Raw genomic sequence first — 23,617 nt, 5'->3', positions numbered from 1 at the left:
GGCAGGGACAGTCCATGGCCAAGCGTATCCAGTTTGCCCGCACCGGCGGGCCGGAAGTTCTCGAACTCATCGATGTAGAGCCCGCCGCGCCCGGCGCGGGTGAGGTTCGCATCAAGAATCACGCCATCGGCCTCAACTTCATCGACATCTACTTTCGCACCGGGCTCTATCCGGCGCCGAGCATGCCCTCGGGGCTCGGCACCGAAGGCGCGGGTGTCGTCGAGGCGGTCGGCGAAGGGGTCGATCATCTGGAGGTGGGGGACCGCGTCGCCTACGCGCAAGGCCCGCTCGGCTCCTACGCCGAAGTGCACGTGCTGCCGGGTGAGAAAGTGGTCAAGCTACCCGAGGATATCGACTTCGAGACCGCGGCGGCCGGCATGCTCAAGGGGCTGACCGTTCAGTACCTGCTGCGCCAGACTTTCCCGCTCGAGGGCGGCGAGACGATTCTCTTCCATGCCGCAGCCGGAGGGGTCGGCTCCATCGCCTGCCAGTGGGCCAGCGCGCTGGGGGTGAAAGTGATCGCCACCGTGGGCTCGGCGGAGAAGGCGGAGATCGCCAAGCGCAACGGCGCCTGGGCGACGATCAACTACCGCGAGGAGAACGTGGTCGAGCGGGTGCGCGAACTGACCGACGGGGCGATGGTGCCGGTGGTCTACGACTCGGTGGGCAAGGATACCTGGGCGATCTCGCTCGACTGTCTCGCCCCGCGCGGGCTGATGGTGAGTTTCGGCAACGCCTCCGGCGCAGTCGAGGGAATCAACGTCGGCATTCTCAACCAGAAGGGCTCGCTCTATCTGACGCGGCCGAGCCTCAACGGCTACGCGGACAGCCGCGAGCGGCTCGAGGAGATGTGCCTGGACCTGTTCGACATGCTGGAGAGCGGCAAGGTGCGCATCGACATCGGTCAGCGCTTCGCCCTTGCCGAGGCGGGCAAGGCGCAGGAGTCCCTCGCCTCGCGCGGGACCACCGGGTCGACCGTTCTCATCCCTTGAGAAAGCCCGTCGGCGCGCCGCTCATTCGATGAGCGTGCGCGCCGGATTCGTCCAGTCTCTTTTCAGAAAGGTCTAGGATAGCCGAGCCGGCGCCGCGACTTCGCGACGCCGGCTTTTTCGATGCCGCGCGGTCGTCGCCGCCCGTCGTCGTATCGGGATCTCATCGCGTCGGGAGAAGCGGCATGCAGGATGCGTACGTGGTATTCGCGATACTCGGGTTGACCCTGGTGGGCTTCGTCTGGGGGCGCTTTCGCTACGATCTGGTGGCGATGGCGGCGCTTTTGGCGAGCGTACTGCTCGGCGTGGTACCGGCGGAGGAGGCGTTCTCCGGATTCGGTCATCCGGCGGTGATCACCGTCGCCGCAGTGCTGATCTTGAGCCGGGGCTTCGAGCACGCGGGGCTGGTGGACTGGATCGCCGAGAAGACGCTCGCCGCCGCCAGCCATCCGACCTGGCAGCTGGCGGTGCTGACCGCGACGGTGATCCTGCTTTCGGCGGTCATGAACAACGTCGGCGCGCTGGCGCTGCTGCTGCCGGTGGCGGTTCGCGTCGCCCGCGAGCACGGCACCTCGCCGTCGATGCTGCTGATGCCGCTGGCCTTCGGCTCGCTACTTGGCGGGCTGATCACGTTGATCGGGACGCCGCCCAACATCATCATCAGCGCGTTTCGGGCGGGCCAGGGAGAAGGGGCGTTTCGCATGTTCGACTTTGCCCCGGTCGGCGGTCTGGTGGCGCTCGCCGGCTTCGCCTTCATGCTGCTGATCGGCTGGCGCTTCATTCCGCATCGCAAAGGGCAGGCCTCCGCGGACACGCTGTTCGAGACCTCGGCCTATCTGAGCGAGCTGACGGTGGCCGAGGACGCCAAGGCGGTCGGCTGGACACTGCGTCAGCTTCGCGAGGTGTGCAGCGACCCGGTGCCGATTCTCGCCGTGCTTCGCGGCGAGACCCGCCATCCCGGCCACCGCTTCTACGGCACGCTGGCGGCGGGCGACATCCTGCTGCTGGAGGCCGGCACCGAAGACCTGCAGCAGCTCGAGGACAAGGCGGGACTGACGTTCGGCGCCGCACGCGCGGCAACGGCAAACCCGCAAGCGTCGGGTGGGGCTGGCGAGGCCGATCAGCCAGCGACGGACGCGGCAGCGGCAGCGGCGGGCGACGGCGACGAGTCGACTGCGCCGCTGGACACGGAGGATCTGCAGCTGGTGGAGGCGGTGGTGCGAGCGGATTCGATGCTGATCAACCGCACGGTCGCCCAGCTGCGCCTGCTCAACCAGCACGGACTGCATCTGGTGGCGGTTTCCCGCGATGGCGCACGCCTGAAGCAGCGCCTGCGCGAGGTGCGATTCAAGACCGGGGACGTGCTGCTGCTCCAGGGCGACGAGAACGGACTCAGCGAGAGTCTCGCCGAGCTCGGCTGTCTGCCGCTCGCCAGTCGCAAGCTCACCCTGGGCCGGCCGCGTCAGCTGGCGCTCTCGCTTTGCATCTTCGCGCTTGCCATCGCCGCGATGCTGCTCGATCTGCTGCCGGCCGCAGTGGCGCTGTCGACGGCGGCGCTGATCACCCTGGCGGTCGGGGTCCTGCCGCTACGCGAGGGGTACGATGCCATCGAAGGCTCGGTGATCGTGCTGCTGGCGGCGATGCTGCCGGTGGGTCAGGCGCTCGACACCAGCGGCGGTGCCAGGATGATCGCTGACACCATGCTCGCGGTCGGCAGCGGCTGGCCGCCGATCATCACGCTCTGCGCGCTGTTTCTGCTGACGATGTTACTCTCCAACGTGGTCAACAACGCCGCCGCTGCGCTGCTGATGGCGCCGATCGCGGCGAGCCTCGCCAGCGGGTTTTCACTGTCGCTGGACCCGTTTCTGATGGTGGTGGCGGTGAGCGCCTCCTGCGCCTTTCTCACCCCGATCGGCCACCAGTCGAACACGCTGGTGATGGGCCCCGGCGGCTACCGGTTCCAGGACTACTGGAAGCTGGGCCTGCCGCTCTCGGCGCTGACGATGCTGGTGGCGATTCCATCGATTTTGCTTTTTTGGCCGCTTGCCTGAGCCGTGCATCGGGTATCATGCGGCGATCCCCGTTACCGGCGAGGCGCGTCGGGATCGCGCCGGCCATTTTCTTCGACGAGACGACGTCATTTTCGACGACACGACGCTATGAACCTTCACAACGATTCGGCCTCACCGACATCCTCGATTCGACGACGCGGTACTGCGGTAATCGCCGGGCTCTGCGCGGCACTGGTGCTGGCGGGCTGCGTCAGCACCTCGCAGCCCCACGAGCGTTCGAGCGGTCAGCCACCGGGCGTCGCCGCGCCGGCGAAACCCACGGCCAAGGCAGTGCCCAAGCGCAAGGTGTCGCCCCCGGTCGCCGACGACGCCCAGCGACAGCCGCCGAGCGAGCGACCGGTAGCCAACCAGCGTCGCCGGGTGGGCGAGGCGACCTACTACGCCAGCTATTTCCAGGGGCAGCCGACTGCCAGTGGCGAGCCCTACGACGGTCAGGCGATGACCGCTGCGCACAAGACGCTGCCGTTCGGTACCAAGGTTCGCGTCACGCTGCTCGACTCCGGTGAAACGGCCGTGGTGCGCATCAATGACCGTGGTCCCTTCGTTCCCGGTCGGATCATCGACGTCTCCGAGCGTGCCGCCGAACAGCTGGGGCTGGTGGATGCCGGGACGGCCGAGGTACGCCTGCAGGTGCTCGAGTAGTTCGAGCCGTTCAAACCGTTCGCGAGACGACCGAGACGATCGAACCGTTCGAACAGCGTGAGTCCGTACCGGGAGGGCAATGCGACGGCACGAACGACGACGCCCCGNNGGGGCGTCGTCGTTGAGAGTGGTGGTGGCGCGGGTGACGAAGGGCGCGACGTGTCCCGAGCGCCGACGGTTGCCGGCGCCCGAAAACTCATTGCGCCTCAGGCACCTCGGTCATCGCGGCGGTTCGAGGACGCTTCGCTCGCGGTGGTGGTCTCGTCGGAAACCTCGCCGGTACGGTAGGTGTCGGGCGAGGTGGGTGGTTTTTCCGCCGGCTCGCTCAGCGTCGGCGACACGGTGTCACGGTTCGCTTCTCCATGAGCCGTCTCGTCGCCCGCCGCGGTTTTCGGCGCATGGGGTTTGTGCGCATCGGGGTTGCGTCGGGTACCCGGTCCCTCAGTCGAGGCCACCGTGCCATCTTCATCCTTGCGCATGGCGAAGGCGTCGAAGGCGAAGTCGTCCACCGTCAGCATCTCCAGGACTTCGGCCTCGTGGGCGCGCATGAAGGCGGCATCCTCTTCGCTGAGCAGCCCCGACTCCTGCGCGGCGTCGATCCACTGCTCGGGATGCAGCGCCACTTCCGGCAGCTCCTTCTTCACCCGGGCCTTGCCCAGCGTGCGATAGATCGCCTCGGCGCGCTCGGCGTTGGCGAGCAGGGCGTCGTAGCGAACCATCGGGTTGTCCTGCTGGCCCTCTTCCCAAGTGTTCCAGGTGTTACGCGTCATCTTGTGGCGCAGAGCGCTGTCGGTGGAGACGGCGCGGGCGATCTCACGGGTGAGGCGATCCTGCGGCTTGTTCCAGCGACGCCCCAGCGGCATGGTGATCACCGACAGGGTCTTCGCCAGTGCGCGATTGGGCAGATTGTCGAACAGATCGATCATCGCCTGTTCGGCGCGGTTGAGCAGCATCCGGCAGCTGTAGTGAAAGAGCGCCGCTTCGCCGTCGACGCGATCGGTCTCGCGCCAGTGCTTGAGCACCATCGACAGCAGGTAGAGATTGGAGAGCACGTCGCCGAGGCGCGCCGAGATCATCTCGCGCTGCTTGAGCTTCGAGCCGAGGCTCGCCATCGCCGCATCGGCACAGAGACCGAAGGCCGAGGAGAGACGTGCCGCGTCCTGCGCGTACGGCGCGGCGGTGGCATCGAACGGCACCGCCGCGCGGCCGACACCGAACGCCTCGGTGAAGGCGCGGGCAGCGTTGCCGAAGATCAGCCCGATGTGGCGGAAGAAGAGACCGTCGAAGGCCTCGGCGTCGTCATTGTCCTTCGCCGCCAGCTCGTCGAGCACGTAGGGATGGCAGCGGATCGCGCCCTGACCGAAGATCATCAGGTTGCGGGTCATGATGTTGGCGCCCTCGACGGTGATCGACACCGGCGTGGCACTGAAGCCGATGCCCAGATAGTTGCGCGGCCCCAGCGTCACGGTACGTCCGCCGTGGACGTCCATGGCGTCGGTCATGATCTCGCGCTGGAACTCGGTGAGCTGGCTCTTGAGGATCGCCGACGGCACCGCCGGCTTGACGCCGTGGTCGATGGTGTTGGCAGTCTGCATTACCGCCGCCTGCGAGATGTAGGACTTGGCAGCGATACGTGCCAACGGCTCCTGCACGCCCTCCATGTCGGCGATGGCGATGTTGAACTGGCGACGAATGCGGGCGAAGCCGCCGGTCCAGCCGGTGGCGTAGCGGCCGGTGCCCGCCGCGCCGGAGGGCAGCGTGATGCAGCGGCCCACGGAGAGGCACTCGACCAGCATGCGCCAGCCCTGACCGGCCATCTCCAGCCCGCCGATCAGGTAGTCCAGCGGAATGAAGACTTCCTTGCCCTTGATCGGTCCGTTCATGAAGGGACTGCCGATCGGATGGTGGCGACGGCCGATCTCCATGCCCTGGGTGTCACGCGGAATCAGCGCACAGCTGATGCCGATGTCACTCTCGCCGCGTTCGAGCAGGTCGTCCGGGTCGAACATGCGAAACGCCAGCCCGACCACCGTGGCGATGGGGGCGAGGGTGATCCAGCGCTTCTCGAAGGTGAGCTTCAGCCCCAGCACTTCGCGGCCCTCGAACATCCCGCGGCAGACGATACCCACGTCCGGGATGGAGGTGGCGTCGCTACCGGCACGCGGGCCGGTCAAGGCAAAGCAGGGAATCTCGCGGCCGTCTGCCAGCCGCGGCAGGTAATGGTTCTTCTGCTCATCGGTGCCGTATTTCAGCAGCAGCTCGCCCGGGCCGAGCGAGTTGGGCACGCCGACGGTGCTCATCAGGGTCTCGTTGAAGGAGAGCTTCTGCAGCACGGCGGACTGCGCCTTGGCCGAGAACTCCAGGCCCCCGTAGGCCTTGGGGATGATCATCCCGAAGAAGCGCTCCTTCTTCAGGTACTCCCACAGCGCCTCGGGCATGTCGGCGCGCTCGCGGGCGATCTCCCAGGCGTTGCACATGCCGGCGGCGACGGCGCACTGATGATCCAGAAACGCCTGCTCCTCGTCACTCAGCCCGGCGTTGTCGAAAGCGATCAGCTTGTGCCAGTCGGGGCGGCCGCTGAAGAGCTCGCCGTCCCAGGCGACGGTGCCGGCATCCAGCGCCACGCGCTCGGTGTCAGAGACCTTCGGCGCGACCTTCTTGAACATCGCGAACAGTCTGGGGGAGAGCCATAGCCGACGAATCGGCTTGAGGCCGCAGGCAGCGACGCAGAGGGCGGCAAGCAGCAGGATGACCCCGATGACCTCGGCATCGAGAACGAGACCGAGAAGGCCGAGAACGGCGAGCACGGCAAGCGCCGGCGCCGCCCCCGCCTCCCGGCGCATGACGACGAGACAGCCGACGATGGCGGCAACCAGAAGCAGCAGTGTGATCATGGCGAACTCCGGAGGGGAAACGAAAATTCAGACGAGCGTTTGAATTTGAGTTTCAGACTAGCGGAATGCGCCTCGGGTGACTAGCGGGCGCGGCCTCATCCTTTGGGATAGTCAGCCACGAGCCACGAGCGACGAGCCACGAGCCACGAGCGATGAGCAAAAAGGAGAAGCGAGTGACGCCGCACCGGCCGCGGCGAGCAGGCCGCGGCCGGTGCACTCGAAGGTCAAGCGGGCGTTTCTGCCAGCCGGCGCGGGCGCAGGCGACGGTGAAGCCGGTCGAGGTAGAGATATACCACCGGCGTGGTGTAGAGCGTGAGAACCTGACTGACGATCAGCCCGCCGATGATGGTGATCCCCAGTGGGGCGCGCAGGGCGGCGTTCTCGTCGGTGCCCAGCAGCAGCGGCAGCGCGCCGAGGAGGGCCGCGAGCGTGGTCATCATGATCGGTCGGAAGCGCACCAGCGCCGCATGGCGGATCGCTTCCAGCGGTTCCATGTTCTCTTCGCGCTCACAGATCACGGCGAAGTCGACCAGCATGATGGCGTTCTTCTTCACCACCCCGATGAGCAGGATGATGCCGATCAGCGCGATCAGGGTGAACGGCGTGTCCAGCGCCATCAGCGCCAGCAGGGCGCCCACGCCCGCCGAGGGCAGCGTCGAGAGGATCGTCAGCGGGTGGATGTAGCTCTCGTAGAGAATACCCAGCACTAGATAGACCGTGACCAGGGCCGCGAGGATCAGCCACGGCATCGCCTCGACGCCGCTCTGGAACTGCCCGGCGCTGCCCTCGAAGTCCACCTGAACGTCGGTGGGCAGGCGCAGGTCCGCGACGGCCGCGCGAATGCGATCCGTCGCCTGGCCCAGCGAAACGCCGTCCTCGAGGTTGAACGACACCGTCGAGGCGGCGAACTGACCCTGATGATTCACGCTCACCGGCAGCGTCGAGCGCTCGACGTGACTGAAGGCCGATACCGGGATCATCTCGCCGTCGCGGCCGCTGACGTGGAGATCGGTGATCGCTTCCGGTGCCTGACGGAAGGGAGCGGCGACCTCCATCACCACGTAGCGCTGCTCGTCGGCTTCATACAGGCTCACCACCCGGCTCTGGGCGAAGGCGCTGCCCAGGGTGGAGTCGATGGTGTTCATGTCGACGCCGAGCCGGGAGGCGGTGTCGCGATCCACCACCAGCTTGGCCGCCTGCCCCTCGCCGCGGCTGTCGCTGTCGATCCCGGTGATACCCTCCACGCCCTCCATCGCCTGACTGACCCGCTTGGACCACTCGTCGAGCAGGGGGAGGCTGTCGCTCTTCAGGGTGATCTCGTACTCGGAGGCGCTGCTCGAGCGGCCGCCGACGCGGATATCCTGCAGCGGAAACATGAAGGTGTTGACCCCGGCCATGCCTTGCAGTCCTGCCATCAGCCGATTGCCGATCGCCTGCGTCGATCCCTCACGGTCGCCCTTGAGCGTGATGAACAGCGTCGCCGAGGAGCCGCCGCGCCCGGGACCGCCGCTCCCCATGAACCCCAACACGCTGTTGACCGCCGGGTCGGCGGTGAGACGCTCGCGTACCTGGCGCAGTTTGTCGGAGGCCGCCTCGAACGATACGCCCTGGTCGACGCGCATGGTGCCCAGCAGTCGGCCGGTGTCCTGATCCGGCACGAAACCCTTCTCCACGGCCGTGTAGAGATAGCCGTTGAGCACGATCACCGCGATCAGCGACAGCAGCGTCAGGCGCCGATGCTTGAGCGCGACATCCAGCGTCACCGCATAGGCCTTGAGGCAGCCACGGCCGAATCGGGTCAGGGCGCGCTCCCAGGCGGGCTCGCGTTCGCGCGGCGCCTGGGGCTTGAGCCAGCGCGCGCAGAGCATCGGCGTCAGCGTCAGCGACACCAGCAGCGACACCATGATCGCCAGCGACAGCGTCACCGCGAACTCGTGGAAGAGCCGGCCGACGAAGCCGCCGAGCAGCAGCAGCGGAATGAACACCGCCACTAGCGACACGCTCATCGCGGTCACTGTGAAGCCGACCTCCTTGGCGCCGAGCAGGGCAGCGGGGAAGGGTTTCATGCCGGCTTCGATGTGGCGGGCGATGTTCTCCACCACCACGATGGCGTCGTCGACCAGAAAGCCGATGGAGACGATCAGCGCCATCAGCGAGAGCGTATCCAGCGAGAAGTCGAACACCCACATCATCGCGAAGGTGCCGACCAGCGACACCGGGATCGCCACGCTGGGGATGATCGTCGCGCGGGCGTTGCGCAGAAAGAGGAACACCACCAGCACCACGAGCACGATCGCCAGGATCAGCGTTAGCTGGGTCTCGTGGAGCGAGGCGCGGATGCCCGGGGCGCGGTCGAGCTCGACGCTGAGCGTCGCGCTGGCCGGCAGCAGGCTGCGGATCTCGTCGAGCCGCTCGCGCACCCCGGCGATCGTCTCGATGATGTTGGCGCCGCTGGTGGGGCTGATCACCAGCAGTACCGCCGGCAGGTTGTTCTGAAAGCCGACGTTGTAGCGATCCTCGACGCCGTCGGTGATCTCGGCGACGTCGCCGAGACGGAGCAGCGAGCCGTCGTCGTCACGGGCCAGCACCACCTGACTATAGTCGCTGGCCTCGAGCAGCTGGGAGTCGGTGTCGACCTCCCAGCGGTGTTCGATGCTCGACACGAAACCGGTGGGCGACTGCGTCGTCGCCGCCCGCAGGGCGCCGGCCACGGCATCGAGGGTGATGCCGGCGTGGTTGAGTCGACGCGGGTCGAGGGAGACGCGTACCGCCGGCGACGAGCTGCCGCCCACGCCGACATCGCCGACCCCGGGCACCTGCGCGATGGGCGGGGCGATCTGGCTATCGGCGAGGCGGTAGAGCTCGCTGGTGGGTAGCGTGTCCGAGGTGAGCGAGAGGATCAGCACCGGCGCCGACGCCGGGTTGAGCTTGCGGTAGCGCGGTCGGCTGGTCATGGCGCTGGGCAGCAGCGGCTGGGCATCGTTGATCGCCGCCTGCACCTCCTGGGCGGCGACATCGATGTTCTTTTCCAGATCGAACTGCACCACGATCGAGCTCGAGCTGTCGCTGCTCGAAGAGGTCATCTGGCTGATGCCGGGAATTCGTCCCAGCGAGCGCTCCAGCGGCGTCGCCACGTTCGATGCCATCGTCTCCGGGTTGGCACCGGCGAGGCTCGCCGAGACCATGATCGTCGGGAAGGAGACGTTGGGCAGCGGCGCCACCGGCAGGCGCTCATAGGCCAGCGACCCCAGCAGCAGAATCGCCAATGCCAGCAGCACGGTCGCCACCGGCCGGCGGACGAAGGGCGCGGAGAGACTCACGTTCCGAGGCCTCCGTGCTCGCCGTTGCGTGCGTCGTCCGGTGCGCCGGGGCGATCCCTCGCGTCGTCGTCATCCTGCCGACGTCGCCCGAAACGGGTGCCCAGCCGGTCGAAGAACAGGTAGATCACCGGCGTGGTGAACAGCGTCAGCAGCTGGCTCAGCAGCAGCCCGCCGACCATGGTCATCCCCAGCGGCGCTCGCAGCTCGGCGCCGTAGCCGCTGGCGAACATCAGCGGCAGCGCGCCCAGGAGCGCGGCAAAGGTAGTCATCATGATCGGTCGGAAGCGCAGCAGGGCGGCGGTGTGGATGGCGTGGACCGCATCCATGCCGCGCTCGCGCTGCGCTTCCAGCGCGAAGTCGATCATCATGATGGCGTTCTTCTTGACGATGCCGATCAGCAGGATGATGCCGATCACCGCCACCAGCCCCAGTGAATTGCCGCTCAGGTTGAGCGCGAGCAGCGCACCGATCGCCGCCGACGGCAGCGTCGAGAGGATGGTCAGCGGATGGACGTAGCTCTCGTAGAGCACACCGAGCACGATGTACATGGTCACCACCGCCGCCAGGATCAGCCAGAGCGTGTCGCTGGTGGAGTCGGTGTAGGCGAGCGCCGCGCCGCGATACGCAAGCCGGGTCTGATCGCTGAGCGTTTCGCTCGCGGCGGTGTCCACTGCCTCGAAGGCCTGGGACAGCGAATGGCCGTCCGCCACCGCGAACGACATCAGCGCCGAGGGGAACTGATTCTGACGCTGCAGCGAGAGCGGGGTGCGCTGCTCCTCGAGCGTCACCAGACTCGACAGCGGTACCAAGGTATCGTCGCTGCCCGTGACGTAGAGCCGGGATAGCGCCTCGACGCCGTCACCGTCCGCCGAGTTGGCGGCCAGCACCACGCGGTACTGACTCGCCTGGGTGAAGATGGTCGAGATCAGGCGCTGACCGAACGCGTCGTAGAGCGCGTCGTCGATGTCCGCCACGCTGACGCCGAGACGCCCCGCGCGGGCGCGGTCGATGGTCACGGCGAGCTTGCGGCCGTCGTTCTGCACGTCGCTCGCCACGTTGGCGATGGCCGGGGATTGGCGCAGACGCTCGAGCAGCTTTCCGACATCGCCGTCGAGCACGTCGCGATCGCCCTGGGTGAGGGCGAACTGATACGGGTAGCGGCTGATGGTGTCCTCGAGGGTGAGATCCTGCACCGGCGAGAGCGCAAGCGTCAGTCCCGGGATGTCGGCATCGGCCTGGCGCAGCCGGGCGAGCACGGCATCGAGGCCGTCGCGCTCGCCCAGCGGCGTCAGGTTGATCGAGACCCGCCCCCCGTTGAGTGTGGTGTTGGTGCCGTCGATGCCGATACTCGAGGAGAGACTCGCCACCGCCGGGTCGTCGAGCAGTCTGTCGACCAGACGCCGTTGACGCTCGGACATCGCCTCGAACGAGGTCGACTGGGTGGCGGTGGTGATGCCGCGGATCACGCCGGTGTCCTGCACCGGGAAGAGCCCCTTCGGTGTGGCGACGAACAGCAGCGCCGTCACCGCCAGCGAGCCCAGGGCGACCAGCAGCGTCAGCGTCTGGTGGCGCAGTACCCAGTCGAGCGCGTGCTCGTAGCCGCGGGTAACGCGGCCGAAGAGCCCTCGGCGATTGCGTACCATCGCTTCGTCGTCGCTCTCGCCGACGGCATCCGGGCGATGCTTGAGCCAGCGCGCGCAGAGCATCGGCGTCAGCGTCAGCGACACGAACGCCGAGATCAGAATCGAGATCGCAAGCGTCAGCGCGAACTCCCGGAAGAGTACGCCCACCACGCCGCTCATGAAGACCAGCGGGATCAGTACCGCCAGCAGCGAGACCGTCAGCGAGACGATGGTGAAGGCGATCTGGCGTGAGCCCTTGAGCGCCGCCGCCAGCGGCTTCTCGCCCTTTTCGACGTAGCGGGTGATGTTCTCCAGGACCACGATGGCGTCGTCGATGACGAAGCCGGTGGCGATGGTCAGCGCCATCAGCGTGAGGTTGTTGAGACTGAAGCCCGCCAGATGCATGGCGCCGAACGTGCCCACCAGCGACAGCGGGACCGCGAGGCTGGGAATCAGCGTCGCCGGCAGGTTGCGCAGGAACAGGAAAGTGACCATGACCACCAGCGAGATCGCCAGCAGCAGTTCGAACTGAACGTCCTTCACCGCGGCGCGGATGGTGGTGGTGCGGTCGGTGAGCACCTCGACGTTCACCGCGGCCGGCAGCGTATTCTCGAGTCCCGGCAGGCTCTGCTTGATCGCATCGGCGACGCCCACCACGTTGGCCCCGGGCTGGCGTAGCACGTCGACCAGAATGGCCCCGCGGCGATTGGCCCAGGCGGCGAGATAGGCGTTCTCCGCGCCGTCCTCGACGCTTGCGACATCCGAAAGCCGCAGCACGCTATCGTCGTCGGCGGCGAGTATCAGGTCGCGATAGCCCTCGGCGGAGAGCAGCTGATCGTTGGCGTCGATGGTATAGGCACGGTACGGCCCGTAGAGCGTGCCCTTGGCCTGATTGACGTTGGCAGCGTCCACGGCACTTCGCACCGCGGCCATGTCGAGGCCATGGGCGGCGAGCTTGCGCGAATCCACCGTCACCCGCACGGCAGGCTCCTGGCCGCCGGCCAGCTTGACCTGACCCACGCCGCTGATCTGGGCGATACGCTGGGCCATGCGGGTGTCGACGAGATCGTAGACCTCGGTAAGCGGCAGGGTGTCGGAACTCACCGCCAGCGTCATGATCGGCGTATCCGCCGGATTGACTTTGGAGTAGCTGGGCGGCCGCGGCAGATCGCTCGGCAGCAGCGTCTCGGCCTGGTTCAGCGCCGCCTGCACCTCCTGCTCCGCCACGCCGAGATCGGCATCGAGAGAGAATCGCAACGTGATCAGCGACGCCCCGCCGGTGCTGGTCGAGCTCATGTCCTCCAGGCCCGAGATCTCGCCGAGCTGATCCTCCAGCGGCGCGGTGACGTGAGAGAGCATCACGTCCGGCCCGGCGCCGGGGTAGAGCGTGGTCACCTGGATGGTGGGAAAGTCGACCTCCGGCAGCGAGGAGATCGGCAGCAGGCGGTAGGCCAGGGCCCCGGCGATAAGAATCGCCAGCATGATCAGCGAGGTGGCGACCGGCCGCAGAATGAACAGGCGAGACGGATTCATGGCGTGCCGGCGTCTTCGTCAGTGTCGTTCGCCGCCGGGGTCGTCTCGCCGGCGGCGCTCTCCTCGTCGCTCGCTTCGCCCGGCAGGGCATTGCTGACCACGCGCACCTTGGCGCCGTCGCGAAGGTTGTCCACGCCGTCGACGACGACCCGGTCACCCGCTTCGAGTTCGCCCTCGATGACGCTCCGGTTGCGCTGGTTGGCGACCAGCGTCACCGAACGCTGGCTGACGCTGTCGTCGGCGTTGACCACGTAGACGTAGTTGCCGTCCTGTCCGGTCTGCACGGCGGGTTCGGGGACGATCAGCCGGTCGCGCAAAATCTGCGACACCAGGCTCACGTCGACGTAGGCGTTGGGGTAGAGCGCGCCATCGGGGTTGTCGAGGGTAGCGCGCATGCGCAGCGTCCCCGTGGTGCTGTTGATCCGGCTGTCGAGGCTCGCCAGTTCGCCGCTGTGAGTCTTGCCGCCGGCCGTGGTGACGGTGACGGTGGGGCGATCGCCGCTCGCCAGGCGCTCGCGCAGCGTATCGACGTAGCGGCTGGGTAGCGAAAAGATCACCGAGATCGGATCGAGCTGGGTGATGGTGACGATGGGATCGTCGTTGCCGAGCTGCACGATGTTTCCCGGGTCGACGTTGCGAATGCCCACCACGCCAGTGATGGGGGCGGTGATGCGGGTGTAGTCCACCTGGACCTCGGTGCTCTCGAGGCTGGCCCTGTCGCTCGCCACGGTGCCTTCGTACTGACGCACCAGCTGGCGCTGCTGTTCGAGTTCCTGACGCGAGACGTAGTTGGTCTCGATCAGCTTGTTGTAGCGCGCCAGATCCTCTTTGGCAGAGGCGAGCTGAGCCTGGTCCTGCTCGAGCTGGCCCTGGGCCTGGGCACGCTGCGCCTCGTAATCCCGCGGGTCGATACGTGCAAGGACCTGGCCCTTCTCGACGACCTCGCCCTCTTCGAAGGAGACCTCGGTGAGCTCGCCCTCCACCCGGGGCCGCACCTCGACGCTGGCCAGCGGCCGCACGGTGCCGAGCGCCGTCAGCCGGATCGGCAGATCGCCGCGGCTGGCGGTGACCGCGGAGACGGCAGAGGCCTGGGGGGCGCCCGCCGGCGTGCCGCCGGCGTCGGCGGTATCCGCGCTGTCGTCTGCGTCGTCGCGCAGCAGCCAGTAACCGGCAAGTGCCACGGCGATCAGGATCAAGACGATCAGGACCCAGCGCAGCGGACGGCGGGGGCGAGAAGAGGAAGAAGAGGACATAGACGAGCTCGATCCAGTGATATCGGGGCGGTGAAGCGTCGGCGGTGCGGCAGTGAAGGTACGTCGTCTCGACGCCAGGCGAACGGCTCATCGACGAGGCTCGAGCCGGCGCGGTCGAGCGCTCGCACGGTCGGCGCTCATACTAGACAGTTTCGCAGTCTAACAAAACGGTGTTCGTCAAATGCGCAAGGAGTACGCAACCGAAGGCCGCGCGGATGCCGGCGCCGCGCAAGGTCATGCAAGCGTCCGCGCAATCGGCGGCTCGAGGGAGGGCCGGCTTGGCCGGAATCTCGCCGTCGAATCGACAGGCGCCGATGCCCGGAACGGGGCCGCGACAGCAGGTCGAGAAGGAGATGCGAACCTGGCTCGCGCAAGCGACCGGGACGGCGAGCGCGTCGAAGAAGCGACGCCAGCGGGCGCCGCCGGGGCAGGGTCAAGCAGGGCGCCGCGAGGGAAGGCGGTGACAGCGCGAGCGAGGCCACTGCTTCGCCCGCGATGTGTCGTCCCGCCAACACGCGCGGCGCTGGAACCCTAGCGGTCGGCGGTCGCCGGGATATTGCGGGCCGGTACGCCGTTGGCGACGTAATAGTCGGTCGTCGACGGCGCTAGCGGCTCGCGACCGCGCACGCGGTCGGCGAGCTTCTCGGCGATCATGATCGTCGTGGCGTTGAGATTGCCGGTGACGATCTGCGGCATGATCGAGGCGTCGATCACGCGAAGGGCGCTCACCCCGTGGACGCGGCCCTCGTCATCCACCACGGCATCGTCGCCGTAGCCCATGCGGCAGGTGCCACAGGGATGATAGGCGGTCTCGGCGTGCTGCCGGACGAAAGCGTCGAGCTCCTCGTCCGTCTGGACGTCGGGCCCCGGCGAGATCTCGCGACCGCGATAGGCATCCATCGCCGGCTGCTCGACGATCTCGCGGGTGATGCGAATGGCGGCGCGGAACTCCGCCCAGTCGCGCTCGTGAGACATGTAGTTGAAGAGAATGCTCGGCGCGCTTCTCGGATTACGGTCGGTGAGCTGCACCCGGCCCCGGCTCATCGAACGCATCGAGCCGACGTGGGCCTGAAAGCCGTGGGCCTGCACCGCGCTCTTGCCGTTGTAGCTGATCGCGATGGGCAGAAAGTGATACTGGATGTTGGGCCAGCGCTCGGCGTCGTCGGTGCGGATGAAACCGCCGGCCTCGAACTGGTTGCTGGCGCCGATGCCCTTGCCGAGAAACATCCATTCGGCGCCGATCTTCGGCTGGTTGTACCACTTGAGCGAGGGGTACAGCGACACCGGCTGCTTGCACTCGTACTGGATGTACATCTCCAGATGATCCTGAAGGTTCTCTCCTACGCCCTTGAGATCGTGCACCAGTGGCACGCCGTGGGCCTCCAGCAGGGCGGGGTCGCCGATGCCGGAGCGCTGCAGAATCTGTGGCGAGGCGATGGCGCCACCGCACAGCAGTACCTCGCGCCGCGCGAGCGCCTGGCGTGGCTGTGACTTGTGCAGGTAGCTCACGCCGACGGCGCGCTTTTCCTCGAACAGAATGCGATCGGTCGTGGCGTGGGTGACGATGGTCAGGTTCTCGCGCTGCTTGGCGATATCCAGATACCCCCGCGCCGTGGACGAACGGCGACCGTTGGTCGTCGTGGTCCGATCCATCGGCCCGAACCCTTCCTGCTGATAGCCGTTCAGATCGTCGGTACGCGGATAGCCCGCCTGCACGCCGGCGTCGACGAAGGCCTGGTAGAGCGGGTTGTTGTCCGCCTTGGGCGTGGCGACGCTCAGCGGGCCGTCTCCGCCGTGAAACTCGTTGGGTCCGATGTCACGCGTCTCGGCCTTCTTGTAGTAGGGCAGGCAGTCGAGATAGCCCCACTGCTCGAGCCCGGGCATCTCGGCCCAGTGATCGAGATCCATGGCATTGCCGCGGATGTAGCACATGCCGTTGATCAAGGATGAGCCGCCGAGGCCCTTGCCGCGACCGCACTCCATGCGCCGGTCGTCCATGTGCGGCTCCGGGTCGGTCTCGAACGCCCAGTTGTAGCGCTTGCCCTGCAGCGGATAGGCCAGCGCCGCCGGCATCTGGGTACGAAAGTCCGCCCGATAGTCCGGACCGCCCGCCTCCAGCAGCAGCACCGTGACGCCGGGTTCCTCGGTCAGCCGCGTGGCGAGGACGTTACCCGCCGAGCCAGCGCCGATGATGATGTAGTCGAATTCACGAGCCTGATCCATACGCTTGTTCCTGGTTGAACAGAAGAGAGAAGAGCCGAGATTTCACCTGGACGAGTGAAGCGGCAATCGTCAGAACACCGACTCGAACGGCCCCATCTCGATCTGCACCGACTTCGTCTGCGTGTAGTGAGCCAGCGTCTCCATGCCGTTTTCACGCCCGATACCGGACTGCTTGTAGCCGCCGACCGGCATCTCGGCGGGGGAGTCGCCCCAGGTATTGATCCAGCAGATACCCGCCTCGAGGCGATGCACGACCCGATGAGCGCGGTTGAGCCCTTCGGTGAAGAGGCCGGCGGCGAGGCCGTACTCGGTGTCGTTGGCGCGGCGGATCACTTCGTCTTCCTCGTCGAAGACCAGCAGCGAGAGAATCGGCCCGAAGATCTCTTCGCGCACGATGCGCATGTCGTCATCGCAGTCGGTATAGACGGTGGGCGCGATCCAGGCGCCGTCGGCGAAGTCGCCATCCGTCATTCGCTTGCCGCCGATCAGCAGGCGAGCACCGTCCTGCTGGGCGATCTCCAGATAGCTTTCCACTTTCTCCCGATGCTCGAAGCTCACCAGCGGGCCGAAGTTCGTCTTCGAGGCGAGCGGGTCGCCGGCCCTGACGCGTTCGACGCGTTCGACGAGCTTCGCCTCGAACGCCGCCTTGACCGAACGGTGGACGAAGACGCGGGTGCCGTTGGTGCAGACCTGCCCGCTGGAGTAGAAGTTGGCCATCATGGCGGCATCGGCGGCGCGGTCGAGATCGGCATCGTCGAAGACGATCAGCGGCGACTTGCCGCCAAGCTCCATGGTGACTTCCTTGAGCGTCGACCCGGCAGCCGCCGACATCACCTTCTTGCCGGTGCCGACCTCGCCGGTGAAGCTGATCTTGGCGATGCCCGGATGTTCGGTGAGCATCGCGCCGACGCGGCCGTCGCCGTGAACGACGTTGAACAGTCCGTCCGGCAGGCCGGCCTCGGTGAAGATCTCGGCCAGTGTCATGGCGGTTAGCGGGGTGACTTCGCTGGGCTTGAAGACCACGGCGTTACCGGCGGCGAGTGCCGGCGCGGCCTTCCAGCAGGCGATCTGCACGGGGTAGTTCCAGGCGCCGATGGCACCCACCACGCCGAGCGGTTCGCGTCGGGTATAGACGAATGAGTCTTCGCGCAGGGGAATCTGGGTACCCTCGAGCGCCGGCGCCAGGCCCGCGAAGTACTCCAGCGCGTCCGCGCCGGTCACGATGTCGACGCTGGCGGTTTCGCCGATCGGCTTGCCGGTATTGCGCGTTTCCAGCTCGGCGAGTTCGTCGTTGCGCTCTCGCAGCAGCGCCACCGCCTTGAGCAGAATGCGCGAGCGCTCCATGCCGCTCAGTTTCGCCCACTCGCGCTGTGCCCGGGCGGCGCTTTCGACGGCCTTGTCGACATCGGCGGCGCTGGCCTGCTGAATGCTGGCCAGGGTTTCGCCGTTGGCCGGATTGACGACGTCGAAGGTCTCTGTGCTCGTCGCCGGCTCGCGGCGACCGTCGATGTAGAGCGTCTGGGTCTCGAATCGTGCCATGGAGTCTCTCCTGTAGTGCCCGGTTGGAAGCGCGGCTGGCGTCGAAGCGCCGTCATGGGAATCGGTCGTTCGATCTCGACCGTGCGGCCTGAATCGTGCAGCCGGGTGGGACGCTGGGCGCTGGGCCTTCAGTCAGGCTGCATCTCCCGGTGCCGTCGAGGCGTCGTTTCGGCGAGGGTGTCGCCGTGGGCGAGCTGCTCACGCACATAGTCATAGGCGAGCCGGCGCGCGCGTTCGACGTTGAGTCCCTCGGGGGCGAGCGCACCCCGCAACCACAGCCCGTCGATCAGTGCGGCGAGGCCGCGAGCGGCATCCCGCGCCTGGTGCTTTGGCAGCGCGCGGTGAAACTGTGCGCAAAGGTTCGAATACAGGCGCCGGTCGTTGACCCGCTGCAGCTTCTGCAGCGGCTTGTGATGCATGCTGCTGGCCCAGAAGGCGAGCCAGGTCTTCATGACCGAGCGGCTGGTCTGACTGCGGTCGAAGTTGCCATCGATGATGGCATGTAGATGCGCCCGCGGCGGGGCTTCGCCGAGTCGGGTGCGGCGCTCGTTCACCGCCGTGCCAAGGTCCGTGAGGATATGACGCATGGTGGCCTCGAGCAGACCGTCGCGGCCCTCGAAGTAATGACTGATGATGCCGGTGGAGACGCCGGCCCGCCTGGCAATACGCGAGATGGTGGCATCCGCCAGGCCGAACTCGTCGATGGTGGCGAGCGTCGCTTCGATGAGCTGACGACGGCGGATGGGTTGCATGCCGACCTTGGGCAAAGCGCGACTCCTTATCGACTACCGATCTTTATCTGCTACCGATCTTTCTCTTACCGATCTTTCACGACTATCGATGTTTCTGTGAATCGCTTCATCGTCGATCCGCCATGCGGCTCGGTTGGCATCGTCCACAAAGTCATCCTATTATGGAAATTCTTTATTGAACGGTCAATCAACAAAAAATCGCGACCGTTATGCAGTGCAGGAAACGCGTTTTCGAATAACGCGGAATGATTCATCTGCCTGGTCTCTGCCGAGGTCGGGTGTGCCATCAACGACAATCAACCATAGGCGATATCGAGATGACTTCACGAGACGATCTGGGCGAATTCCACGTAATCTCCTCCTCCCATCAGCGTGGTGGCACGCCGCGTTCGCGCCGAGTGCTCGTCGGCGCGGCGTTGACGGGCGCTGCGCTCGCCGCCGGTACCATCGGCGCTGCGCAGGCGGCGGTACCGGAGAGCTGCCGGACGGTGCATTTCGCCGAAGTCGGCTGGACCGATATTCAGGCGACGACCGCTCTGGCGAGCGTCGTGCTCGACGGACTTGGCTACGAAGCGAGTTCCGATACCGTATCGGTACCGGTGGCCTACGCCGGCATGAAAAACGGCGACTTCGATGTCTTCCTGGGCAACTGGATGCCTTCCATGGCATCGATCAGCGATCCCTACATCGAAGAGGGCGTCGTGGATCGCCCCCGCGCCAACCTGGAAGGCGCCAAATACACCCTGGCGGTGCCGCAGACCGTGCTCGACGCCGGCGTGACGTCCGTCGCCGACCTCGATGCGCATGCCGAACAGTTCGAGCACAAGCTCTTCGGTATCGAGGCGGGCAACGACGGCAACATGATCATCCAGCAGATGATCGACGACGACGCCTTCGGCCTCGGCGACTGGACGCTGGTGGATTCCAGCGAGGCCGGCATGCTCGCCGAGGCGAAAGCGCGCGCCCGCAGCGACGACTGGATCGTCTTTCTCGGCTGGGCACCGCATCCGATGAACACCAATCTGGAGATGGGCTATCTCTCCGGTGCGGATGACTACTTCGGGCCCGATTTCGGCGGCGCCACCGTCTATACCAACACTCGCGCCGGCTACACGGAGGAGTGCACCAACGTCGGCGGGCTGCTCGAGAACCTCAGCTTCACGCTGGACATGGAAAACGAGGTCATGGGCGCCATCATGAATGACGGCGAAGACGCCGAGGACGCGGCCCGCGCCTGGCTGTCCAGCAACCCCGAGACGCTCGACGCTTGGCTCGAGGGGGTGGAGACCGTGGAAGGAGAGCTGGGGCTGCCTGCCGTTCGCGAGTCGCTGAATCTCTGACTCTAAAAACGACTCGGCGGACTTGTGATCCCACGAGTCCGCCGGTATAGTGCGCCCCCGTTGCCTTGGCGGTTCTCCCCGAGCCCTGAATGAGGCGACGCTGGATGGCTACGTAGCTCAGCTGGTTAGAGCACATCACTCATAATGATGGGGTCCCCTGTTCGAATCAGGGCGTAGCCACCACTTTCAGCACTTCCTCTCGTACTTTCTTCAGCGTCTTCTCTCGAATCGAGGTTTTACACTCGCTTTCGCGAGCCGCTGGTGCCTAGCCCCCGCACCGACTTCCCTGCATTTTCATCGTGTCCGACGCTCGTCGGCGGTTGGCCGATTGATGGCCAGATGCAGTCGCGACGTGCCGCTCGAAGTGACCATTGCGATGCTTCATCGCCGATCGTTCGGAACATGCTCAATGGCCGCTTGCTGACCGACGCCGACGGCCGGGCGCCCACGAGCCGAACGGATGGCGTGATGTCGTCACGTGCGGCGTGAGCGCCACGTTCGAACCGCGCCAGCCGGGCATCGCCCGTCGCAAGAGCGCGATGCAGTCGCTTGATTGTGGACGAGAATTTGGCGCCGCCGTGCGTATCGAATTGCGGGTAGGGCTTGACGCCTAAAAACCAGCGCGTATACTACGCCGCGTGCTGAAGACGGTCCCCGATAGCTCAGTTGGTAGAGCAAATGACTGTTAATCATTGGGTCACAGGTTCGAGTCCTGTTCGGGGAGCCAACGACTTCAGCACGCGGTGAGACCGATCCCCGATAGCTCAGTTGGTAGAGCAAATGACTGTTAATCATTGGGTCACAGGTTCGAGTCCTGTTCGGGGAGCCATCATCATCGCCTTACATCGTTAGTGCATCGATCCCCGATAGCTCAGTTGGTAGAGCAAATGACTGTTAATCATTGGGTCACAGGTTCGAGTCCTGTTCGGGGAGCCAACGATGCCCTGCCTTTCGGCCAGCCGGCCACCGTTTGATACCAATTCGATTCGAAACACCCATTGATCGCCGCGAGCGATCTTTCGCGTATCTGGCTGTCACCGATCCCGTCGTGACCGTTTTTCTGCGTCTGCAGGAACGCTCGACGACGCCTCGTTCTGATTGCCACCTGGAACCGCTCGCCAATAGCCGAACCTCGGTCGTGACCGCCTGACGGGCGTGCGACAGGCTCGAAGCGTCGGAAGCGGTAGGCTTCAGTGAGTGCGTTTAGTCGCCGACCACGTGATCGCGCCATGACATCGATATCGACCGGGGCCGCAAAAATCGGGGCCGCAAAAAAGCCGCCGGGTGATCCGGCGGCGTTTTCCCGATGCTGGCGGTAATCGATGGCGTGTGTATCAGCCGTCGCTTTTCGACCCCGCCTTGTCGTCCTTACGGTCGATATGGCGCTTGTGCGCCTGCTTCTCTTGGCTTATCTGCGTACCGCGCACCGGGGTCTTGTCGCCCGAGGTATTCAGGCCGGGGTTTTGGCGGCTGTCGGGGTCTTTCTGATTATCGACGTTTTCGCCTTCGAGATAGGGCTTGGGCTCCTGCTCGGTCTCGTGACCGCGTTTTTCATTGGCGTCGTTGGGGACTTCCCGCTCCAGAGTCTTTTTCGCCTTGCGCGCTTCGTCTTCGGACTGCTTGGGGTGTTCGTGAGAATGGCTCATAAAGACTCCTTGATAGAGAGGCCGGTCAGGCGGCGCTCTTGAAACGTTCCAGCCTTCCGTTCAGCGTTTGGCCTCCGAGTCACCCTGTTCGGTGCGAGAGAGAAAGGTGCGAGTGACGTCGCCGAGGTTCTCTTCCAGCCACTGGGCCATGGCGAGCTCTTCGGCAAGGTTCTGTTCGCAGACGTCGCGAACGGTCTGTTCACCGAGGGCTTTGGCGGCCGCGATCAACGCCCGGTAGTTGGCGATCTCGAAATGCTCGAAAGCGTAGCTCGACACGCAACCCTTGACCGCCTCGTCGGAAACCATCGACCCGCCGATCGTCTGACCCATGGAGGCCAGCTTGCCGCCCAGGTCTTTCCACATCGACGTCCCTTCATCGATGCCATCGAGACAGGTTTCCAGGCGTCGCGCCTGACCTCGCGTCTCTTCGACATGCTGCTCGATCCGTGTGCGCATCTGCGGGTAGTGCTCCAGCCGCTCGGCCTGCGCTTCCAGCGTTTTCACCGCCTGTTCTTCCATGGCGTGCGCATCTCTCAACCAGGCATAGAATTCATTTCTCGATTCCGTGCTCATTGGGGTTTCTCCGGAAAGCCGGCGCAGGCTCATCGAATTGATGAGTGCCCGTTGCGCTGCTTTCCATCTCAAGATAGACGACTCCCGAGTGCTACGGTCAATTGCTTTGCCGAATCGTGATTCAAGGCGACTTTGCGAGCAGATACCCGCGCGTTCACGACTTTTGGGGTAACGAACGATTACGCTCGGTTACCCGTTTCACCCCCCGAGGAGCTCGAGGTGTCTTGTGGGCGTTCTGCCCGTCAGCGGGGCGATGCGTCGAGAGATCCCCGAGCCCTGACCGGTCACGTCACTCCCTTCGTCTCAGTGGGAAGGGTCAGGTCAGGCACCGGCCGGCCGGCGTAGCCCGAGCCAGGCGTTGACGAGTAGCGTCGCCAGCGTGAGCAGGCCGCCGTAGAGCGTGGCGGCAGGGGGTTCCTCGGCGAGGAACCACCAGACCCAGAGCGTGCCGAGGATCGCTTCGATCAGATAGAACAGCGCCACCTCGGCAGAGGGCAGGTAGCGCGTGGCGTTGTTGATCAGTGCCGTAGCCAGCGGCATCTGCAGCAGCCCCATGACCGCGAGCACGGCGTAGCTCGGCGGCTCCAGCGCCAGCGGACGCGCCATCGGCAGGGCGACGAGGGCGGTGATCACGCCGCCGCCGGCGATCAGCGGGAGGCGATCCAGCGTCGGGAAGCGCCGCAGCAGCGTGAGGTTGGCACCGACGGCCATCGCCGCGCCCAGCGCGAAGAGATCCCCGAGCAGCCCGTCACCGCTCAGCGAGCCGGCAAAGACGATCACCAGCCCAAAGGAGGCCAGCGCGATCGAAAGCCAGGTTCTCCCGGGCACCCGCTCGTGCAGGAAGAGACGCGTGAGAATCGCCGCGAACAGCGGCGCCGTACTCAGAATCACCACCACGTTGGCCACGCGGGTATGCATCACCGCCATCACGAACAGCAGTGAGATCGCGGCCAGTAGCCCGGCGGAGATCAGCGAAGCGACGCGATGCGCGTTCAGTGTCGCCAGTCGTCGCGGCTGGCAGTAGAAGACGCCAACGACGACCGCCATCAGCGCGCCTCGCCAGAACGCCACGTTCCAGCCGTCGGTCGCCGCCAGCCGCACCAGCAGGCTGTCGAAGCTCAGCACGAACACGCCCACCGCCGCGAGTGTCAGTCCGCGGGCGTGATCGCTCGCCAAGCGCAAAGACCCGATTGGCATACGGCTCGATTCCTCGATGGCG

At 65.9% G+C, this 23,617-nt stretch carries 14 protein-coding genes and 4 tRNA genes; 8 read left to right on the top strand and 10 right to left on the bottom strand.

Translation table 11 applies throughout. From position 1 onward, the window contains the following. Nucleotides 1-14 precede the first annotated feature (14 nt). The 3 genes from DOM33_RS03315 to DOM33_RS03305 all read left to right on the top strand — a co-directional run bounded on the left by DOM33_RS03315 (nucleotide 15) and on the right by DOM33_RS03305 (nucleotide 3,703). On the top strand, nucleotides 15-992 hold the full coding sequence (locus DOM33_RS03315; RefSeq protein ID WP_110665781.1) for an NADPH:quinone reductase: 978 nt from the start codon (nucleotides 15-17) through the stop codon (nucleotides 990-992). A 182-nt stretch (nucleotides 993-1,174) separates the two neighbouring features. Then, complete coding sequence (locus tag DOM33_RS03310; RefSeq protein ID WP_110665779.1) at nucleotides 1,175-3,040, top strand: SLC13 family permease; 1,866 nt, start codon at nucleotides 1,175-1,177, stop codon at nucleotides 3,038-3,040. A 108-nt stretch (nucleotides 3,041-3,148) separates the two neighbouring features. Next, the gene (locus DOM33_RS03305) at nucleotides 3,149-3,703 is read left to right on the top strand and encodes a septal ring lytic transglycosylase RlpA family protein (protein ID WP_110665777.1); all 555 of its coding nucleotides are present in this window, start codon (nucleotides 3,149-3,151) and stop codon (nucleotides 3,701-3,703) included. A 206-nt stretch (nucleotides 3,704-3,909) separates the two neighbouring features. On the opposite strand, the gene DOM33_RS03300 is transcribed toward DOM33_RS03305, so the two are convergent. From DOM33_RS03300 to betI, 7 genes are all read right to left on the bottom strand, one after another. After that, nucleotides 3,910-6,597, bottom strand: coding sequence for an acyl-CoA dehydrogenase (locus DOM33_RS03300; RefSeq protein ID WP_110665775.1), 2,688 nt, complete (start codon nucleotides 6,595-6,597; stop codon nucleotides 3,910-3,912). Nucleotides 6,598-6,821: 224 nt separating this feature from the next. Then, nucleotides 6,822-9,917 carry an efflux RND transporter permease subunit gene (locus tag DOM33_RS03295; RefSeq protein ID WP_110665773.1) on the bottom strand — a complete coding sequence of 1,032 codons (3,096 nt, stop codon included), beginning with the start codon at nucleotides 9,915-9,917 and terminating at the stop codon, nucleotides 6,822-6,824. Then, nucleotides 9,914-13,072, bottom strand: a complete 3,159-nt coding sequence (locus DOM33_RS03290) for an efflux RND transporter permease subunit (RefSeq protein ID WP_110665771.1) — start codon at nucleotides 13,070-13,072, stop codon at nucleotides 9,914-9,916. The genes DOM33_RS03295 and DOM33_RS03290 overlap by 4 nt, the downstream gene beginning before the upstream one ends. Next, a complete protein-coding gene (locus tag DOM33_RS03285) occupies nucleotides 13,069-14,325 on the bottom strand; it encodes an efflux RND transporter periplasmic adaptor subunit (protein WP_110665769.1) in 1,257 nt (418 codons plus the stop codon). Before DOM33_RS03285 ends, DOM33_RS03290 begins: the two co-directional genes overlap by 4 nt. A 531-nt stretch (nucleotides 14,326-14,856) precedes the next feature. Beyond that, nucleotides 14,857-16,548, bottom strand: coding sequence for a choline dehydrogenase (betA, locus tag DOM33_RS03275; RefSeq protein WP_110665766.1), 1,692 nt, complete (start codon nucleotides 16,546-16,548; stop codon nucleotides 14,857-14,859). 69 nt (nucleotides 16,549-16,617) lie between these two features. Continuing rightward, the gene (betB, locus tag DOM33_RS03270; protein WP_110665764.1) at nucleotides 16,618-18,087 is read right to left on the bottom strand and encodes a betaine-aldehyde dehydrogenase; all 1,470 of its coding nucleotides are present in this window, start codon (nucleotides 18,085-18,087) and stop codon (nucleotides 16,618-16,620) included. Nucleotides 18,088-18,215: 128 nt separating this feature from the next. Further along, nucleotides 18,216-18,854, bottom strand: coding sequence for a transcriptional regulator BetI (gene betI, locus DOM33_RS03265; RefSeq protein WP_110665762.1), 639 nt, complete (start codon nucleotides 18,852-18,854; stop codon nucleotides 18,216-18,218). A gap of 302 nt (nucleotides 18,855-19,156) precedes the next feature. On the opposite strand from betI, the gene DOM33_RS03260 reads away from it, so the two are divergent. From DOM33_RS03260 to DOM33_RS03240, 5 genes are all read left to right on the top strand, one after another. After that, nucleotides 19,157-20,179 carry a choline ABC transporter substrate-binding protein gene (locus DOM33_RS03260; RefSeq protein ID WP_110665760.1) on the top strand — a complete coding sequence of 341 codons (1,023 nt, stop codon included), beginning with the start codon at nucleotides 19,157-19,159 and terminating at the stop codon, nucleotides 20,177-20,179. A gap of 106 nt (nucleotides 20,180-20,285) precedes the next feature. Then, a tRNA-Met gene (locus DOM33_RS03255) sits at nucleotides 20,286-20,362 on the top strand. Between the two features lie 468 nt (nucleotides 20,363-20,830). Further along, nucleotides 20,831-20,906: transfer RNA gene (locus tag DOM33_RS03250), tRNA-Asn, on the top strand. A 26-nt stretch (nucleotides 20,907-20,932) separates the two neighbouring features. Then, nucleotides 20,933-21,008: transfer RNA gene (locus DOM33_RS03245), tRNA-Asn, on the top strand. Nucleotides 21,009-21,039: 31 nt separating this feature from the next. Further along, nucleotides 21,040-21,115 (top strand) — tRNA-Asn (locus DOM33_RS03240). Nucleotides 21,116-21,513: 398 nt separating this feature from the next. Here DOM33_RS03240 and DOM33_RS03235 read toward each other — a convergent pair. The 3 genes from DOM33_RS03235 to DOM33_RS03225 form a co-directional block, all read right to left on the bottom strand. Then, entirely contained in the window at nucleotides 21,514-21,825 is a 312-nt protein-coding gene (locus DOM33_RS03235; protein ID WP_110665758.1) for a hypothetical protein, read from the bottom strand. A 60-nt stretch (nucleotides 21,826-21,885) separates the two neighbouring features. Then, a complete protein-coding gene (locus DOM33_RS03230; RefSeq protein ID WP_110665756.1) occupies nucleotides 21,886-22,398 on the bottom strand; it encodes a ferritin-like domain-containing protein in 513 nt (170 codons plus the stop codon). 321 nt (nucleotides 22,399-22,719) lie between these two features. Then, nucleotides 22,720-23,595, bottom strand: a complete 876-nt coding sequence (locus DOM33_RS03225; RefSeq protein WP_110665754.1) for a DMT family transporter — start codon at nucleotides 23,593-23,595, stop codon at nucleotides 22,720-22,722. Nucleotides 23,596-23,617 lie beyond the last annotated feature (22 nt).

The sequence above is a fragment of the Salinicola halophilus genome, assembly GCF_003206155.1.
Lineage (GTDB): Bacteria > Pseudomonadota > Gammaproteobacteria > Pseudomonadales > Halomonadaceae > Salinicola > Salinicola halophilus.
Note: the sequence above shows the minus strand (reverse complement) of the source record. Positions and strands in the feature narration are given on the sequence as shown.